Annotated in this window: 8 protein-coding genes; all 8 read left to right on the forward strand. The window is 43.6% G+C overall.

The genetic code is table 11. From position 1 onward, the window contains the following. Positions 1-61 precede the first annotated feature (61 nt). The 8 genes from DW152_RS12070 to DW152_RS12105 all read left to right on the forward strand — a co-directional run bounded on the left by DW152_RS12070 (position 62) and on the right by DW152_RS12105 (position 20,113). Positions 62-2,242 carry a transglutaminase-like domain-containing protein gene (locus DW152_RS12070; protein WP_118288726.1) on the forward strand — a complete coding sequence of 727 codons (2,181 nt, stop codon included), beginning with the start codon at positions 62-64 and terminating at the stop codon, positions 2,240-2,242. A 97-nt stretch (positions 2,243-2,339) separates the two neighbouring features. After that, a complete protein-coding gene (locus DW152_RS12075; RefSeq protein ID WP_158570040.1) occupies positions 2,340-7,316 on the forward strand; it encodes a bacterial Ig-like domain-containing protein in 4,977 nt (1,658 codons plus the stop codon). Positions 7,317-7,742: 426 nt separating this feature from the next. After that, positions 7,743-9,335 (forward strand): fibronectin type III domain-containing protein, encoded by a 1,593-nt coding sequence (locus DW152_RS12080; protein ID WP_118288728.1) that lies wholly within the window; start codon positions 7,743-7,745, stop codon positions 9,333-9,335. Positions 9,336-9,611: 276 nt separating this feature from the next. Further along, positions 9,612-13,475 (forward strand): DNA-directed RNA polymerase subunit beta, encoded by a 3,864-nt coding sequence (gene rpoB, locus DW152_RS12085; RefSeq protein ID WP_021860193.1) that lies wholly within the window; start codon positions 9,612-9,614, stop codon positions 13,473-13,475. Between the two features lie 14 nt (positions 13,476-13,489). Further along, complete coding sequence (gene rpoC / locus DW152_RS12090; RefSeq protein WP_118288729.1) at positions 13,490-17,158, forward strand: DNA-directed RNA polymerase subunit beta'; 3,669 nt, start codon at positions 13,490-13,492, stop codon at positions 17,156-17,158. A gap of 314 nt (positions 17,159-17,472) precedes the next feature. After that, the gene (locus DW152_RS12095; RefSeq protein ID WP_118288730.1) at positions 17,473-18,174 is read left to right on the forward strand and encodes an L-ribulose-5-phosphate 4-epimerase; all 702 of its coding nucleotides are present in this window, start codon (positions 17,473-17,475) and stop codon (positions 18,172-18,174) included. Continuing rightward, positions 18,175-19,776, forward strand: a complete 1,602-nt coding sequence (locus tag DW152_RS12100) for a xylulokinase (protein ID WP_021860190.1) — start codon at positions 18,175-18,177, stop codon at positions 19,774-19,776. It begins immediately after the preceding gene. Positions 19,777-19,933: 157 nt separating this feature from the next. Beyond that, positions 19,934-20,113, forward strand: coding sequence for a hypothetical protein (locus tag DW152_RS12105; protein ID WP_118288731.1), 180 nt, complete (start codon positions 19,934-19,936; stop codon positions 20,111-20,113). The last annotated feature ends 46 nt before the right edge of the window (positions 20,114-20,159 follow it).

A 20,159-nucleotide genomic window follows, 5' to 3' on the forward strand; every position in this document is an offset into this window, starting at 1 on the left:
GAAGAGATTATAAGAAACAGTTTGTAAAGAACAGCGTGTAAAATGCAGGAAGGATGTTATATTGGCAGGACTTTATATCACAAAGAAAAAACAGAATAAGAAAGCCATTTCTGACAACTGGTGGTTCGCAGGGCTCAGCATAATCCTGCTTCTTACAGCGCTGGTAAAGAGAAAGGCTGTGAAAAATGGTTTCAGCAGACAGGGAAATGTCTGGAGAGCATTTCTCACAGGAAAGACAGGGAAAATCTGGCTGGATTATCCGGTGCATGGAAAAGCAGGAAGTGTACTGGCAGCAGTTCTTCTTGCAGTACTTCTCGGAATGTTGCTTTTTGTTCTTGTGAAAAAGAAAAGAACAGGAATGCTCCTTGTGGTCTGGACAATCTGGATGGCAGGATATGGGATCGGATTTTTCCGGAAAAGATGGGGACTGTTTGCAGGAACACTCTTTCTTGCCATATATTTTGCATGCCGTTCCGGTATGGCAGGAGATAGTTTACGAAAAAGATTCTGGAAGAATAGGATAGCACTTGCAGGTGCGTTGGTGCTGATAGCCGGCATCTGCCTCGCAGGGAGTGGAATTGTAAAAGAAATACTGGAACGTACAGGTGCAGATACGCTCAATGCCGGACATGCAAGGTTGGAACTTGCAGGAAAAATACATGCCATGCGTTACGATCATGGAGAGACTGCGCTGACAGAGGGTGTGCTTACGGATGTAAAACAGCGGACACAGAGTAAAAAGACAGCGCTTCTTGTCACGATGGAGCATCCGCAGAAACTTTATCTCAGACAGATGACCGGGGAAATCTATACAGGGAGTTCCTGGGAGCCACTGGATGCGAAAGATCGAAAAGAAGGAAAAGCTTTATTTTACTGGATGCACAGATCGGGTCTCTACGGACAGAACGTAACGGGCGAGGCACTTGGACTTTCCGGTAAGAAAAAAACAGCGTCCGTGATAGTTGAAAATGTATCGGCATGCGAGAAAAACAGGTATTTACCATATGGTTTGAAAGCAGGAACCGCTTTTGCGGAAGATGTGATCGGAGATACAGAAAATCCGGCGCAGACCGGAAAAGAGAAACTGACATACTACACCGGAAGTACGGCGGACTGGTACAAACAGGCAGTCTGGATTGAAAAACACCAGAAGGAGCAAAAAGTACAGCAGTATCTTAAGAAGGAAGAGGCATACCGGAAATTTGTCTATGCAAAAGATCTCCGCCTTACGAACACGGCAATCGGTGTGATGGAAGAACTTCTGAAAAATGAAAAAAAGGAAGAACATTCGCTGACAGAGATCTTAAAGCTGGTGAAGGATACTTTGGCGAACCAGTTGAATTATAATGAAGCTGTACGAACAGATAATGGCAAACAGGATTTTCTGCGCTATACGTTTGAGCAGACAAAAAATGGATATGATGTACACTATGCGACAGCAGCTACATTGATGCTTCGCTATCTCGGAGTACCGGCGCGTTATGTGGAAGGTTATTATATGTCCGTAGATGAGATGAGAAATGTGAAAGCCGGACAGCCGGTGAAAATTAAGAAAAAACAGGCGCATGCGTGGACAGAATATTATCTGGACGGCGTTGGTTGGATCCCGTTTGAAGTGACGCCGGGTTATACAGATAAGGAAGATGAGCAGAAATTATCAGACATCCTGTCAGGCACAAACGGAAAAGGCGGAGCAGCAGGAAAATTATATCAGAAAAGCGGACAGACCTACGAGCCGCAAAAAGCGGACGGTCAGCAGGAGAAGAGTTCGAATGACAAACCTGTATTCCGTGGACAGACCGGGAAACATTTTCTGTGGCTGTTTCTGCTGATTCTGGTGCTTGTTATTGTGGGAATCAGCGTTATCATTTTATGGAAGAGAAGAAAAAAATTAGTTTCTTTTGAAATAGAAGTCAGTAAGATGGAACCAGCGGCAGCAGTTGCGGAATTGTATGGCTACAGTCAGAAGCTAATGGAACTGTGCGAGGTGAAAGTATGTGGCATGGAAGTGCCGGTGGCAGGTTTTGCAGGTGCAACGGAGGCTGACGAAACATGTGCGCAGGCAGAAAGCGAACGGATGCATTTCCTTAATCAGAAAGCGAGATTCAGCGGGCATACCGTAAGCGAAAAAGAAAGAAAGGAAATGCTTGCTTATGTGGAAAAAGTGATTTGTCTTTGTAAGAAACGAAGGAGTAAATGGAAATGTTTCCGGGATCATTATCTGTGCTGGAGATACAGATAAAGCTGGCAAAATGAGCTGGCTGATTCAAAAAGTACAGCAGGATAGCCAGAGAATATTTGAGCAGAAACAAACAAGATAAGAAGGAAGGAGAATGCGCATGAAAACGAAACAGTGGAAACGATTACTTGCGGGAATACTATGTGTGACGATGGTAAGCGTCAGTACGGGGCCGGTTGTGTATGCGGCGGATGAGAGCACCACGCAGAGCAGTTTTGCAAAGGAAAGTTATGAGCAGGAAAGTTCTGCAAAAGACAGTCAAATGCAGAGTGAACCAGACAGTGCAAAAAAGCAGACGGCAGATTTGACGGAACAGAAAGAAGAAACCGCGAAGAGAGCAGGAAGTTTCGTTCTGGCAGCATCCGGTAAAAATGAGAATCTGATCTTGCCGGTATATGTAACGTATGAGGCAGGAGATACCATCTGGACGGCTTTGCAGAAAAGTGGATACAAATTCGAAAGAAGTGTAGATGACAGCTTCGTAAAGAAAATAGAAGGGAAAGCGGGAAACTATTGCGTGTTCTGCGACGACGGCAGTTATGATCTGGATGCGTCACCGGAAGATATTCAGGTAGTAGAATTTACTGAGATGACAGAATATGCAAAAAGCAGAAGTGCGCTGCTTTTTCGCATGGCAGAATACGAGAAGATGACGAATCATGTGCAGAAAGATCCGGCATGTGCAAAGGCATATGACAATGCAAGAAAAACGTACCGCAATGCCGAAGAGGATGTAGCGGCGTCTCTTTTAAAAGAATTGAATAATGCAATTGCCGCATATGAAAAATATCTGAGTGCGGCAGCCGTAAAGATCACGATAAATGCGACGCAGGACGGGAAAACACAGAAGAATCTGACGCTTAAGTTTACAGATGCGTATGACAACACCGTTACGGCAAAAGGGACAACGATCAGTTTAAGACCCGGAACATACAGCTATGAAATATCCGATGGCGGTTATAACAGTTATGAAAACGCAGACGGAAAAGAGTTGAAGATTACAAAAAGTATGACCATTCAGGCGGAACTCCCATCCGGGAAATGGTTTAGCGATGTGAAATTACTGAAAAGCCGGACAGATGCAGATGGAAAAAAGCAGGCATATGCATATGAAACGGATGCGGAGGGGCACAGCGTAACCTGTGAGGTGGACGACCGTGCCGGGGAAAATGAAAAGGTATACCTCTATGCAGAGCGTGGCCATGATCTTCCGGACAGGAAAAATGCATCAGCAGTCCTTTCCTGGTGGGAAATAAAGGAAGATACGCAGGATTCGGAGCCATCCGCAGAGAGAGAAACCATTGCGTGGGAAAGTGAAAAGAACGATTGCACTTCCGGTGTAAAAGAAGGAATGACTGGTGGAAAACTTCAGTTGGAAGCACGTTATACGGTGAAAAACTCTTCCGGCACAAGTGGTGTGCAGGTGCAGAAATACCAGGTGACGTTTGAACGTGTCCCGACCGCAGACATTTCGCTGAAAGATGCAAAAGGTCGTGCGCTGAATCTGGGATTTGAGCCGGATATTACAGAATATGAGACAGATACAGTCAGCAGTAAAGTATCGGTAGAAACGAAAACCTATGGAACGGACGGCTACAGCGTGACGGTAAAAAATGGAGATACTGTTTCGGAAGATGGAAACTGTAATCTTTCCAAAGGCACAAATTCGGTTACTGTGACAGTTGCCCACACGAATGGAAAATCGCGTACCTATCATTTCAAAGTAAATCTGGTTGAAAAAGTACCGGTAACGCTGAAAACACCGGATGGCGTGAAAGCAGTCATTGTAGATGCGAAAGATAAAGAAATCGAACCGGAAGAGGATGGAACGTATGCATTGATTCCGGGTGCTTCCTACTCTTACATTGCATCAAAGGATGATACCTATTTTGCAAAAGAGACATTTCAAGTGAAAGCGGTTGCGGACGGCACAATGACGGTGACCGCCGCAGAACCGGAAGAAAAAGACGGACTTGCGGGATTCGCAATGTACAATGCTGCCATGGGCAGCAGACGGGAAGTGTTTACACCGGAGCAGGAATTTGAATCTGGTCGGCATATGTACCAGTACGCGGTACCGGATGCAAACAGTGCCATTTATGTACAGGCGAATACGCAAAATGATTATCAGGTGAAAGCAGTCTGGACAAAGCAATCCGATGGAACCCGGACAGAGCAGACAAGAATTGCAGCAGTAAATACGAGCAAAGGAGCAACGGTGCTGGGGCATGTGATCGAAGCGTGTGCGTATGGAAATACAGTGACGATCGTCACTTACAAAGAAGTATCCGGTGTGACTTATTACCAGAATTATGAAATGAATATCCGGCGTTCTCTGCATTTAAAGTCATTGAAAGCATCAAACGCTTCCGGAGATCTTCCATTTGTAAATGCAAATGGAACGGCAGAGGCGTTTGACCGGGAAATTTATGAATATCAGGTAAATGTTGCAAAAGGAACGAAATCTGTAAACCTTTCCGGAAGTTTCCTGAATGAAGAGAATGAAAACTGGTATGATGGCGGCTATTATGCAGTCATTGGCGATAAGACGTATTCTGATCTGTCGGATATAGAAGTCCCGATTTCTGAAAATGGAGCAGACGAGAAGATAAAAATCCAGGTTGCGCATGCGAATCTGGATACCGTGCAGAATACATACACAATCTGTGTGAAGAAAAAAGAACCGGTTCAGGTGACATTTCAGGTAGATCCGGAAGATGCAAATATTTTCATTCAGAATGAGGCGGATCATACTACTGTTTATACGGAAAATGGAATCTGTAAACTGTTGCCTGGAACACCGTATTCCTATACGATTACAAAAAATGGTTACAAGGCAGTCAGGGTGACAGATTTCCGTGTGGAGGAAGATATCAAAGTTCCGGTCACACTGGAAGAAGCGCCGGAAAATACAGAAATTGAAGATCTGAATTCTCAGTGGCCGAGTTTCCGGGATGAGAATAATAACGTAGTCTTAGATGAGAAGACACCAGTCAAAGCGGAAGACAGTGTTCTCTACTGGGCAAATAAAGATGATTTTGACGGCTACTGCGGACATCCGATTCTTGTAGATGGATATCTGTACACATACGACAGTAAGAATCTGCTGAAAATGGATACGATAACCGGAAAACTGGTGAAACGCGGAGGTGCGCTTGCAAGACCTTCTTCCTTTGCAATCCAGCCACCGACTTATGCGGACGGAATGATTTTTGTCGGACTCAGCCAGGGAACGATCCAGGCATTCAATGCAAAGACAATGGAATCGCTGTGGGTTTATGAAGATCCGCTCGGTGGACAGCCGAACTGCCAGATTACGTATAAAAATGGATATATTTATACCGGTTTCTGGAATTCAGAGACAGCAGAAGCGAATTATGTATGTATTTCGGCAGCAGACGAAGATCCGTCCCAGACAAATGAAAAGAAAGTGGCAACCTGGACACATACCGGAAAAGGCGGCTATTACTGGGCAGGAACTTACGCGGATGAGAGTGGAAAATTCCTGCTGCAGGGAACGGAAGACGGAGAGAGTGGTTACAAGAGCGGATATGCACATGTGTTCTCCATGAATCCGAAAAATGGAAAAGTGATCGATGATCTGACCTTGCCGTTTACCGGAGATATCAGATGTAACATTGTAAAAGACACAGAAGGGGACAACCCGACGGGTGATTATTATTTCACATCAAAATCCGGTTATTTCTATCGTATTTCCGTAAATACGGACGGAACGTTTGACAAAGATTCGTTGCGGTGGATCAAGCTGGAGAACAGCAAAGGCTCCGATCTTACAATGAGTACCTCAACACCGACGGTTTACAATGGAAGAGCATATGTAGGCGTGTCGGGATCAGAACAGTTTGGTGCATACAGCGGACATGGAATCGCGGTGCTGGATCTGAAAACAATGTCGATTGCATATGTTGTACCGACGCAGGGATATCCGCAGACGAGTGGTGTTCTGACAAGAGCATATGAGAAAGAGACCGGAAAAGTGTATGTCTATTTCTTTGATAATTACACACCGGGGAAACTCCGTGTGATCTCTGATGAACCGGGACAGACGGAAGCCACTGATCTGGAGCAGGAAACTGATAAAGGAAATACATATGATGTAGGAACTGTGCTTTTTACACCGTCTGATGCGCAGGCGCAGTATGCACTCTGTAATCCAATCGTGGATGAATATGGAACACTGTATTTTAGAAATGATTCTAACCATATGATGGCGCTTGGAGCGACGATCAGTAAACTGGAAGTGACAAAGCAGCCGAAGAAGACATCTTATAAAGAAGGAGAAAAATTCGACCCATCCGGTATGCAGGTTATTGCGACCTATACGAACGGAAAGACGAGAGATGTGACAGAATATGTCAGCTACTCAGAAGAATCTCTTACACCGGATGATACGGATCTTACAATCACATTCCCATATGTGAAATATCAGAACAGAGACGGACAGGCAGGGTGTGATTACACAGCGCCGATCACAAGCGTTTCACTGGATATTTCCAAAAAAGAACCGGAAGTCGAGCCGGAAAAAGAGGTCATACAGGAAAAAAATGTAACTCTTGCGAAAACAAGTTATACATATAATGGAAAGGTGCAGAAGCCGGATGTAAAAGTAAAAAATGCAAAAGGAAAAGTACTTACATCCGCTGACTATACAGTGATATATGTGTCAGGTCGCAAAAATGTCGGAAGCTATAAAGTGACTGTAAAATTCAAAGGTAATTACAAAGGCACGGTCACAAAGACATTTCAGATTGTGCCAAAGGGAACGAAGATCACAACTTTGAAAGCCGGAAAGAAAAGCTTTACAGCAAAATGGAGCAGACAGAAAACCCAGACAACCGGTTATCAGTTTTCTTATACAACGGATAAGAAATTTAAAAAATCAGTAAAGACCATAACGATATCTAAGAATACAACAGTGCAGAAAACAGTGAAAAAATTAAAATCTAAGAAGCTGTATTACGTAAAGGTACGCACATACAAAACTGTGAAAATAAACGGAAAGACAACAAAGCTGTATTCAGGATGGTCATCTTACAAAAAAGTAAAAACAAAATAGTAGAAATATGAAACAAAATATTGTATCATTATGAAGTGAATAGAAAAGAGAATAAGAAAGGTCAGTACGCCCGGGATGATTGATAAAGAAATCCCCCGGCAGTGGAATGAGGTGAGAAGCCTCGCGAGACGGTCACTGTGAAGTCTGGAAATTATAATATGAAATTTTTACCATTATAATACACAGACTAAGTCAGATACACGGAGTGCTGCATCCTTGACTTTGCCCAATCCGAAGTTGAAATATTAGATAAAAGATTTGTTGTGCTGTGCGAAGAAAAACAGATGTTTTTCTTGTGTGTGCATATAACCGGCTTTTGAATTGGGTGATTCAGGAGCCGGTTTTTTATTGTTGTTGTGCTTATATCTCAGAATTTATCTGAGGTTTTATATATAAAGAAAAGAGAAAAGGGAGGAAATAAGATTTATGAAGTTTAAAAACAAAATAATGACTGCTATAGTCAGTATCTGTATGCTTGCATTTATCCTGCCAATGGCAGTATCTGCAGCAGATAATGCAGATTCATCAGACAAGAATACAATCACCTGCTATGTAAGAGCAGAACAGGATGACGGAACCATTCTTCCGTATACGAAAGTAACAATGAACAAAGACGAGGTACCGTCTTTCCAATCCTACAAGATTAAAAATGCACCGGATGATGCGGATTATATCACACCGCTTCATATCTTACTTCAGGCATTAACAGATAAAGGAATGACAGACGAACTTGCAACTGTAGATATCGGATCCAGCGGATGGATCACAGATATGTTTGGATGGGGAATGGATCAGCTCTGGTGCTTAAATGGTATTGATGCGCCTACGGTAAGTGCAAAGTATAAAGCAAAAGACGGAGACAAATATACATTCTATCAGGCAGCCGGAAACTGGGGCGCAGGATATGGATATCCTGGATATGGTTTCTTTGGAGAATATGGACCGGGACAGGATTACACACCTTACAGCGCAATTGAGACAGACGACGTTACAACAGAAGTTGGACAGGATGTAGAACTGACATATCGTTATACAAGCTCTATGCATACACCACAGTATGGACCATGTAATAATGAAGATGGTGCATATACAATGATTTTCGTCGGAAAGAATGGAGCAGATAAGGTTACAGATGAAGATTACCGCGAAGATATTGAAGTAGATAAAGATGGTAAATTCAAAGTATCTTTTGATAAACCGGGAACTTATGTAGTATCTGGACGTTATTATAATAATGATAATACAAGAGGTGCCTGCAACGCATACTGCAAAGTTACAGTAACCATGCCGGAAGCAGTTACGGCAGTGATCGATAAAATCAGTGCGATCGGAGATGTAACACTGGAATCCGAAGATGCGATCAAAGAAGCAAGAACAGCTTACGATGCACTGACAGATGCACAGAAAGAACTGGTAAGCAACAAAGATGTACTTGAGAAAGCAGAGACCACACTGAAAGAGTTAAAAGATGCTAAAGATGCAGATGATGCAAAAGTAGCGGCCACTCCGAAGTCAATTACACTTTCCAATACAAGATACATTTACAATGGCAAAGTACAGAAACCGCAAGTAACAGTTAAGAACGCAAAAGGCGAAGTAATCAAAGGCTACACTGTAAAATACGCAGGTAACTGCAAGAACGTTGGAAAATACAAAGTAACTCTTACATTCAAGGGTGATTACAACGGAACAAAGACAAAGACATTCAAGATTGCTCCGAAATCTGTAACAGTAAAATCATTAAAAGCCGCAAAGAAGAGATTTGATGTAAAATGGAGCAAACAGACGACACAAGTAACCGGATATCAGGTACAGTATTCTACAGATAAGAATTTTGTAAAAGCTGTGAAGAATAAAAAGATCACAAAGAACTCGGTTGTCACAAAGACAGTGAAAAACTTAAAATCTAAAAAAGTTTATTATGTGAGAGTTCGTACTTATACGACAGTAAAATACAATGGTGAGCAGATGAATTTACATTCTGACTGGTCTAAGGTTAAAAAAGTGACCGTAAAATAGTTTACAGATACTACAGACATAAAATGAAAAGCAGGAGGCACTGTGCAGAGAGCACGATGCCTCCTGTTATTTTGAAAAAAAGTTTGAAAAAAAGTTCAAATTGGGTATTGACAAGCTAAATATCGCTATGCTATAGTTAAAAATGCGCTATTGTGGAAAGTTATGCCATGATATTGCACAAAAACCAGTAAAATACGAAGGTTTTTGCCGGAATTTTCAATATTTAAGGGCATTCGTAAAGCCCGCCAAAAAATAAACGAGGAGTGAAACGTCAATATGGAGAAAAACAGAATTCGTCCTATCAAAAGCGGAAAAAGTTCACGTATGAGCTATTCCAGACAAAAAGAAGTGCTTCAGATGCCGAATTTGATCGAAGTCCAGAAAGATTCTTATCAGTGGTTCCTGGATGAAGGATTAAAAGAAGTATTTGATGACATTTCCCCTATCGCCGATTATAGCGGTCATCTCAGCCTGGAATTTGTAGATTTTACTTTATGCGAGAATGAAGTAAAATATACGATCGATGAGTGCAAAGAGCGTGACGCAACATATGCAGCACCGCTGAAAGTGAGAGTGAGACTCCACAACAAGGAGACAGACGAGATTAACGAGCATGAGATTTTCATGGGTGACCTGCCGTTAATGACTGCAACCGGAACATTTGTGATTAATGGTGCAGAGCGAGTAATCGTAAGTCAGCTCGTTCGTTCACCAGGTATTTATTATGCAATTTCACATGATAAAGTTGGTAAAAAACTGTATTCCGCTACTGTTATCCCGAACCGTGGTGCATGGCTGGAATATGAGACAGACTCCAATGACGTTTTCTATGTACGTGTAGACAGAACCAGAAAGGTGCCGATCACAGTATTGATTCGTGCACTTGGTGTTGGTACGAATCCGGAGATCCTGGAAGTGTTCGGTGAAGAGCCGAAGATCCTTGCAAGTTTCGAGAAAGATGCCGCTACTAATTATCAGGAAGGTCTTCTGGAATTATATAAGAAGATCCGCCCGGGCGAGCCGCTTGCAGTGGACAGTGCAGAGAGCCTGATCACAAGCATGTTCTTCGATCCGAGACGTTATGATCTGGCGAAAGTCGGACGTTATAAATTTAATAAAAAACTTCTGCTGAAAAATCGTATTTCAGGACAGATCCTTGCAGAGGACGTAGCAAGTGTTCTGACCGGAGAAGTGATCGCAGAAGCCGGAACTAAGGTTACAAGAGAGATTGCAGATGAGATCCAGAATGCAGCAGTTCCATATGTATGGATCGAGTTGCCGGAAGAGGACAGAAAAGTCAAAGTTCTGTCGAACCTGATGGTAGATCTTAAGACTGTTGTTGACATTGATCCGGCAGAGGTTGGGGTAACAGAACTTGTTTATTATCCGGTACTGGCTAATCTGTTAGAAGAGTCAGCAGGAGACATTGATGAATTAAAAGACGCGATCAGAAGAGACATCCATGATCTGATCCCGAAACATATCACAAAAGAAGATATTTTTGCGTCTATCAACTATAATATGCATCTGGAATATGGACTTGGAAATGATGATGATATCGACCACCTCGGAAACAGACGTATCCGTGCTGTCGGTGAGTTGCTTCAGAACCAGTACAGAATCGGTCTTTCAAGACTGGAGAGAGTTGTACGTGAGCGTATGACAACACAGGATCTGGAAGGTATTTCACCACAGTCCCTGATCAACATCAAACCAGTAACAGCAGCAGTAAAAGAATTCTTTGGTTCTTCTCAGCTGTCACAGTTCATGGATCAGAACAACCCGTTAGGTGAGCTGACACATAAGAGACGTCTGTCAGCCCTTGGACCGGGTGGTCTGTCAAGAGACCGTGCCGGATTCGAGGTTCGAGATGTTCACTACTCCCATTACGGAAGAATGTGTCCGATTGAGACACCTGAAGGCCCGAATATCGGTCTGATCAACTCTCTTGCAAGTTATGCAAGAATCAATCAGTATGGATTCGTTGAGGCTCCGTACCGTAAGATTGATCACTCCGATCCGGAAAATCCGCGTGTAACAGACGAAGTTGTTTATATGACAGCGGATGAAGAAGATAACTACCATGTAGCACAGGCGAATGAACAGCTGGATGCAGAAGGACATTTTGTTCGTAAGAATGTATCCGGTCGTTATCGTGAAGAGACACAGGAATATGAGAGAAAGATGTTCGATTACATGGATGTTTCTCCTAAGATGGTATTCTCTGTAGCTACAGCCTTGATTCCTTTCCTGGAGAATGATGATGCGAACCGTGCGCTGATGGGATCCAACATGCAGCGTCAGGCAGTACCGCTTCTTATTACAGAGGCTCCTGTAGTCGGAACCGGTATGGAAGAGAAGACAGCCGTTGACTCTGGAGTATGTGTTGTTGCTGAAGAAGGCGGTATCGTAGAGAGATCTACATCCACAGAGATTCAGATTAAGCAGGATGACGGAAAACTCAGAAAATATAAACTGACGAAGTTCCAGCGAAGCAACCAGAGCAACTGCTACAACCAGAGAGCGATCGTGTTCAAAGGTGACAGAGTAGAAGCCGGAGACGTTATCGCAGACGGACCGTCTACATCAAACGGTGAACTTGCGTTAGGTAAGAACCCATTGATCGGATTTATGACCTGGGAAGGTTATAACTACGAGGATGCGGTACTCTTAAGTGAAAGACTTGTACAGGATGATGTATATACATCCGTTCATATTGAAGAATACGAAGCAGAAGCACGTGATACAAAACTCGGACCGGAAGAGATCACAAGAGATATTCCGGGAGTTGGAGATGAAGCTCTGAAAGATCTGGATGACAGAGGAATCATCCGCATTGGTGCAGAAGTGCGTGCCGGTGATATCCTGGTCGGAAAAGTAACTCCGAAGGGAGAGACAGAACTGACAGCAGAAGAGAGACTTCTTCGTGCGATCTTCGGTGAAAAAGCACGTGAAGTACGTGATACATCTCTGAAAGTACCACATGGTGAATACGGAATTGTTGTAGATGCGAAAGTATTTACAAGAGAGAACGGTGACGAGATGTCACCTGGTGTAAATCAGTCCGTTCGTATTTACATTGCACAGAAGAGAAAGATCTCCGTTGGAGATAAGATGGCTGGTCGTCATGGTAACAAGGGTGTCGTTTCTCGTGTACTTCCTGTAGAAGATATGCCATTCCTGCCAAACGGACGTCCGCTTGACATCGTGCTGAACCCACTGGGTGTACCATCACGTATGAACATCGGACAGGTATTGGAGATTCACTTGTCCCTGGCAGCAAAAGCACTTGGATTTAACATTGCAACACCGGTATTTGACGGTGCAAATGAGAATGATATTATGGATACTCTTGATCTGGCTAATGACTATGTCAACTTAAGCTGGGAAGAGTTCAAAGCAAAACACGAACAGGAACTCCTTCCGGAAGTCTTGGATTATCTGTATGAGAACAGAGACCACAGAAAACTGTGGAAGGGTGTACCGCTTTCAAGAGACGGTAAAGTACGTCTTCGTGATGGTAGAACAGGAGAGTTCTTCGACAGCCCGGTAACAATCGGACACATGCATTACCTGAAACTGCATCACCTGGTAGATGATAAGATCCACGCACGTTCAACGGGTCCTTACTCACTGGTTACACAGCAGCCATTAGGTGGTAAGGCACAGTTCGGTGGGCAGCGTTTCGGAGAGATGGAGGTTTGGGCACTGGAAGCTTATGGTGCATCTTATACTCTGCAGGAGATCCTGACAGTCAAATCCGATGATGTTATCGGTCGTGTGAAGACATACGAAGCGATCATCAAAGGTGAGAACATCCCTGAGCCAGGTATTCCGGAATCCTTCAAAGTATTGCTCAAAGAGTTACAGTCTCTCGGACTGGATGTGCGTGTACTGCGCGATGACAATACAGAAGTTGAGATCATGGAAACCTCAGAGATGGGTAATACAGATTTCCGCTCATTGATTGAAGGAGACAGAAGATACGGACAGGACGATGACTTCGGTAAACATGGATATACCGAACAGGAATTCCAGGGAGAAGAACTCGTTGATGTAGAAGAAGAGCCGGAAGAGGATGACTTCTCAATCGATTTTAATGAAACTGATGACTATGCATATGATGCAGATAACGAATAGAAAGGGGTGCCAGTATGCCAGAAAATACTAAGGAACAAACATTTCAGCCTATGACTTTTGATGCAATCAAAATCGGTTTGGCGTCACCTGAAAAGATTCTGGAATGGTCAAGGGGAGAAGTAACAAAACCGGAGACAATTAACTACAGAACTCTGAAACCGGAGAAAGATGGTTTGTTCTGCGAAAAGATTTTCGGACCAAGCAAAGACTGGGAATGCCACTGTGGTAAATACAAAAAGATCCGTTACAAAGGTGTCGTTTGTGACCGCTGTGGTGTAGAAGTTACAAAAGCAAGCGTACGACGTGAGCGTATGGGACACATTGCTCTTGCAGCTCCGGTATCCCATATCTGGTACTTCAAAGGAATCCCGAGCCGTATGGGACTGATCCTGGATCTGTCTCCAAGAACACTGGAGAAAGTTCTGTATTTCGCATCCTATATCGTGCTGGACAAAGGGGATACAGACCTTCAGTACAAACAGGTATTGTCTGAACAGGAATATCAGGAAGCAAGAGAAAAATGGGGAAGTGCTTTCCGAGTAGGTATGGGTGCTGAATCCGTACAGGAACTGCTGGAAGCAATCGACCTTGACAAAGAATACAATGAACTGACAGAAGGCTTACAGGGAGCTACCGGACAGAAACGTGCAAGAATCGTAAAACGTCTGGAAGTTGTAGAAGCTTTCCGTGAGTCCGGTAACAAACCAGAGTGGATGATCATGAATAACATTCCGGTCATCCCACCGGATCTGCGTCCGATGGTTCAGTTAGATGGTGGACGTTTTGCAACATCTGACCTGAATGATCTGTACAGAAGAATTATCAATAGAAACAACCGTCTGAAACGTCTGCTTGAGTTAGGCGCTCCGGACATTATCGTAAGAAACGAAAAGAGAATGTTACAGGAAGCAGTAGATGCACTGATCGACAACGGACGCCGTGGCCGTCCGGTTACAGGACCGGGTAACCGTGCTCTTAAGTCCCTCTCTGATATGCTGAAAGGTAAATCCGGACGTTTCCGTCAGAACCTGCTTGGTAAGCGTGTTGACTACTCCGGACGTTCCGTTATCGTCGTAGGACCGGAACTTAAGATTTACCAGTGCGGTCTTCCGAAAGAGATGGCGATCGAGCTGTTCAAACCATTTGTAATGAAAGAACTCGTTCAGAATGGAACTGCTCACAATATCAAAAATGCTAAGAAAATGGTAGAGAGACTTCAGCCGGAAGTATGGGATGTTCTGGAAGAAGTGATCAAAGAGCATCCGGTTATGTTAAACCGTGCCCCTACACTTCACCGACTGGGTATCCAGGCATTTGAGCCGATCCTTGTAGAAGGTAAGGCGATTAAGCTTCATCCACTCGTATGTACCGCGTTCAACGCCGACTTCGATGGAGACCAGATGGCTGTACATCTTCCGCTGTCTGTAGAAGCACAGGCTGAGTGTCGTTTCCTTCTGCTCTCACCGAACAACTTACTGAAACCTTCCGATGGTGGACCGGTAGCTGTACCTTCACAGGATATGGTACTTGGTATTTACTATCTGACTCAGGAAAGACCTGGAGCGATCGGAGAAGGTAAGTTCTTCAAGAGCGTGAACGAAGCAATCCTGGCATATGAGAACCAGGTAATTACTCTGCACTCACGCATTAAAGTACGTGTAACAAAGACACTTGCCGACGGAACAGATAAGACAGCTACTGTTGAGTCTACACTGGGAAGATTTATCTTCAACGAGATCATTCCACAGGATCTTGGATTCGTAGATCGTGAAGTAGAAGGCAACGAACTGTTACTGGAGATTGATTTCCACGTAGGTAAGAAACAGTTAAAACAGATCCTTGAGAAAGTTATCAATACACATGGAGCAACTGCTACAGCAGAAGTTCTTGACCATGTAAAAGCAATCGGATACAAGTATTCTACAAGAGCTGCGATGACCGTATCTATTTCAGATATGACAGTACCGCCACAGAAACCAGAGATGATCCAGAAAGCACAGGATACAGTAGATAAGATCACAAAGAACTTCAAGCGTGGTCTGATCACAGAGGAAGAGCGTTACAAAGAAGTTGTTGAGACATGGAAGACAACTGACGATGCTCTGACACATGCCCTGCTGACAGGACTTGATAAATACAACAACATCTTCATGATGGCGGATTCCGGAGCCCGTGGATCTGACAAACAGATCAAACAGCTTGCCGGTATGCGTGGATTGATGGCAGATACAACCGGTCATACGATCGAGTTGCCTATCAAGTCAAACTTCCGTGAAGGTCTGGACGTATTGGAGTACTTCATGTCTGCGCATGGAGCACGTAAAGGACTTTCTGATACAGCCCTTCGTACAGCCGATTCAGGATACCTGACCAGACGTCTGGTTGATGTATCCCAGGAGCTTATCATCCACGAAGTAGACTGTGCACCGAAGGATGGTCCGATCCCTGGAATGTATGTACATGCATTCATGGATGGAAATGAAGAGATCGAGAGCCTCCAGGAGCGTATTACAGGACGTTACCTGTGCGAGGATATCGTAGATAAAGATGGCAATGTACTTGTTAAGAAGAACCATATGGTTACTCCGAAACGTGCAGAGCTGATCATGAAAAAAGGTGTCGACGAAAATGGTGAGACACTGAAGAAGATTAAGATCCGTACAATTTTAACATGCCGTTCACACAGCGGTATCTGTGCAAAATGTTACGGAGCCAACATGGCAACCGGTGAGCCGGTACAGGTTGGAGAGGCTGTTGGTATTATCGCTGCCCAGTCCATCGGTGAGCCTGGTACACAGCTTACTATGAGAACATTCCATACCGGTGGTGTAGCCGGTGGGGATATCACACAGGGACTTCCTCGTGTCGAAGAGCTTTTTGAGGCTAGAAAGCCGAAGGGACTTGCAATTATCACAGAGTTTGCAGGAACTGCAACAATCAGCGACACGAAGAAAAAACGTGAGATTGTCGTTACAAATGAAGAAACAGGAGAATCCAAAGCATATCTGATCCCTTACGGATCACGTATCAAAATATTAGACGGAGCAAAACTGGAAGCCGGTGATGAACTGACAGAAGGTAGTGTAAATCCTCATGATATCCTGAAGATCAAAGGACTCCGCGCCGTACAGGATTACATGATCCAGGAAGTACAGCGTGTATACCGTCTGCAGGGTGTTGAGATCAACGATAAGCATATCGAGGTTATCGTTCGTCAGATGCTGAAGAAGATCCGTATCGAAGAAGCAGGAGATACAGAATTCCTTCCGGGAACAAATGTAGACATTCTGGAATTTGAAGATACAAATGCAGCTCTGGAAGCAGAAGGCAAAGAGCCGGCAACCGGAGAACAGATCATGCTTGGTATTACAAAAGCATCCCTTGCTACAAACTCCTTCCTGTCAGCAGCATCCTTCCAGGAGACAACAAAAGTTCTGACAGAAGCAGCAATCAAGGGCAAGATCGATCCACTGGTAGGTCTGAAAGAGAACGTTATCATTGGTAAACACATCCCAGCCGGTACAGGTATGAGAAAATACCGTGATATTAAACTCGGTTCCGATTACGCATTAGATGATGAATTATCATTTGAAGAAGGTGATGATATAGAAATCGGTGAGATGAATGACGTTGATGATATAACAGAAAATGTTGTAGAAGAAGACGGAGTTATAATCGAGTAATTCAGGAATCTAACAGAATAAAGAACAATTAAGGAGCAGGAAGCGCAAGTTTCCTGCTCCTTTTTTGCATGCGCCTTGCAGCGCACATCACTCATGGATGAGAGTTCCTAATCAGCCCTGGTAGTGGGAAGGATACACATTCATGCTTGACTATTATCTGGTAGTTTGTGAAAATGAAAGAACCGCTGTATACGGAACCGTACTCAGATACTAAAATTAGTGATTATTGGCACATATTACCGAAAATCAGTTGAAAGCATATAAAAATTAAGATATATTGACTATAGTAGACTTTAAGAACGGAGGACAATAGAATGTTAGAAGAACTGAAAAAGAAGGTGTACGAAGCCAATATGATGCTGCCGAAGTATGGACTGGTTACATTTACCTGGGGTAACGTGAGCGGAATTGACAGAGAAAAAGGTCTTTTTGTAATCAAACCAAGCGGAGTAGAATACGATAAACTGACACCGGATGATATGGTAGTCGTTGATCTTCAGGGCAACAAAGTAGAAGGAAAATACAACCCTTCATCCGATACAGATACTCACATGGTATTATATAACCGTTTCCCGGATATCGGGGGAATCGTACATACCCATTCCCCGTGGGCTACAAGCTGGGCGCAGGCAGGAAGAAACATTCCATGCTACGGAACCACACATGCAGATTATCTGTATGGAGAAGTTCCATGTGTACGCAATCTGACAAAAGAAGAGATTGAAGAAGCTTATGAAAAAAATACAGGTGTGCTGATCGCGGACGAGTTTGAAGCACGCGGAAAAGACTATATTGCAACACCGGCAGTTCTTTGTAAGAACCACGGTCCGTTTACATGGGGCAAAGATGCCAACGAAGCAGTGCACAACGCAGTAGTATTAGAAGAAGTTGCAAAGATGGCGTGCCGCTGTGAACTGATCAATCCGGAAAATAAGCCGGCACCACAGGAACTGCAGGACAAGCATTATTACAGAAAACACGGAGCAAATGCATACTATGGACAGGGGGGAAACTAGATGAACAAGGAGAATGTAAAAACATTGATTGAAGCCGGAAAAGCAGTAGTAGGTATTGAACTCGGCTCGACAAGAATCAAAGCGGTTATGATCGATGAAAATCATCAGCCGGTAGCAACAGGAAGTTATGACTGGGAGAACAGACTGGACGGACATATCTGGACATACGATCTGGAAGACATCTGGAAAGGACTGAAAGCCAGCTATGCTAATATGGCGGCAGACGTAAAGGAAAAATACGGTACTGAGATCAAAAGCCTTGCCGGCATCGGATTCAGTGCAATGATGCACGGCTATATGGCATTTGACAAAGAAGGAACACTGCTCGTTCCATTCCGTACCTGGAGAAATACGATCACAGGACAGGCAGCAGAAGAGCTGACAGAGCTGTTCCAGTACAATATTCCGCAGAGATGGAGCATTGCACATCTGTATCAGGCGATTCTTAATAAAGAAGAACATGTGAAGGATGTGGCATATTTTACAACCTTATCCGGATATATTCACTGGCAGCTGACCGGTCAGAAGGTCCTAGGAGTCGGTGATGCATCCGGTATGTTCCCGATTGATCCGGCTACATCCGATTTCTACGATGGAATGATCGAAAAATTTGACAAACTTGTCGAAGACCGTGGATATAGCTGGAAACTCCGTGAAATCATGCCGAAAGTCCTCTGCGCAGGCGATGATGCAGGATGCCTGACAGAAGAAGGTGTCAAATTATTAGATCCGACCGGAACACTTCAGGCAGGAATTCCGGTGTGCCCGCCGGAAGGTGATGCCGGAACCGGTATGATTGCAACAAACAGTGTTGCAAAGAGAACCGGTAATGTATCTGCCGGAACATCTGTATTTGCTATGATCGTACTGGAAAAAGAACTTTCCAAAGTATATACGGAAATTGATATGGTAACAACACCATCCGGAAGTCCGGTGGCAATGGCACATGCAAATAACTGTACTTCTGATCTGAATGCATGGGTGAATATTTTTAAAGAGTATTCAGAAGCAATGGGCATGAAAGTAGATATGAATACATTGTTCGGAACATTATATAACAAAGCACTGGAAGGTGATGCTGACTGTGGTGGTCTGTTATCATATGGATATTATTCCGGTGAAAATATTATTCCGATTGATGAAGGCCGACCGGTATTTATTCGTACACCAAACAGTAAATTCAATCTTGCAAACTTTATGCGTACACATTTGTATGCGGCACTCGGTGCACTCAAGATCGGAATGGATATCCTTGTAAAAGAAGAACATATCCAGATTGATAAGATCTTAGGACACGGTGGACTCTTTAAGACTCCGGGAGTTGGTCAGCGCATCATGGCAGCTGCAATGCAGGCTCCGGTTTCCGTAATGGAGACAGCTGGCGAAGGCGGCGCATGGGGAATTGCACTTCTGGCTGCATACGAAGTTGGAAAAGCAGAAGGCGAGACGTTGGAAGACTATCTTGACAATAAAGTTTTTGCCGGAAATGAGGGCAGCAAGATGGAACCAGTTCCGGAAGATGTGGACGGATTCGAGAAATTTATAGAGCAATTTAAACAGGGATTAAGCATAGAACAGGAAGCAATTGCTAAAATTAAATAAAAGCCAAAACACATTGATAAAAAAGTAACAAAAAATATGCTGAAAACAAAAAAAGATTGGAGCTTTTTGACATTTACGAAGAGCACAGGCTGTGTTATTATACAATCAGAAAAAAGATAAACAAATTTTTAACAATCTAAAGTATGAGGTGACAAGTATGATGACATTAGTAGCAACAATTTTATCCGTTCTTTTTGTAGCAGCAGGAATTTATGTAATGGTTAGAGATTTTTACAACATTGGAGCAGCACTGGCATCAGGCATTACAGCATCAGGAGTTAAAGCAGACAAGAAAGCAACATCTGTTGAATTCAAACATGCATACGTTACAAGATAGTAGATGGCTAAAAATTAAAGATAGACATGCGTAGAACCTGACGGTA

This window comes from Dorea sp. AM13-35 (assembly GCF_003473885.1).
GTDB lineage: Bacteria > Bacillota > Clostridia > Lachnospirales > Lachnospiraceae > Dorea_D > Dorea_D hominis.

What these genes read in the sequence shown, in the direction of transcription:
- DW152_RS12075 (WP_158570040.1), top strand. Translation starts at nt 2,340, where the DNA reads ATGAAAACGAAACAGTGGAAACGATTACTTGCGGGAATACTATGTGTG.
- DW152_RS12080 (WP_118288728.1), top strand. Translation starts at nt 7,743, where the DNA reads ATGAAGTTTAAAAACAAAATAATGACTGCTATAGTCAGTATCTGTATG.
- rpoB (WP_021860193.1), top strand. Translation starts at nt 9,612, where the DNA reads ATGGAGAAAAACAGAATTCGTCCTATCAAAAGCGGAAAAAGTTCACGT.
- rpoC (WP_118288729.1), top strand. Translation starts at nt 13,490, where the DNA reads ATGCCAGAAAATACTAAGGAACAAACATTTCAGCCTATGACTTTTGAT.
- DW152_RS12095 (WP_118288730.1), top strand. Translation starts at nt 17,473, where the DNA reads ATGTTAGAAGAACTGAAAAAGAAGGTGTACGAAGCCAATATGATGCTG.
- DW152_RS12100 (WP_021860190.1), top strand. Translation starts at nt 18,175, where the DNA reads ATGAACAAGGAGAATGTAAAAACATTGATTGAAGCCGGAAAAGCAGTA.
- DW152_RS12105 (WP_118288731.1), top strand. Translation starts at nt 19,934, where the DNA reads ATGATGACATTAGTAGCAACAATTTTATCCGTTCTTTTTGTAGCAGCA.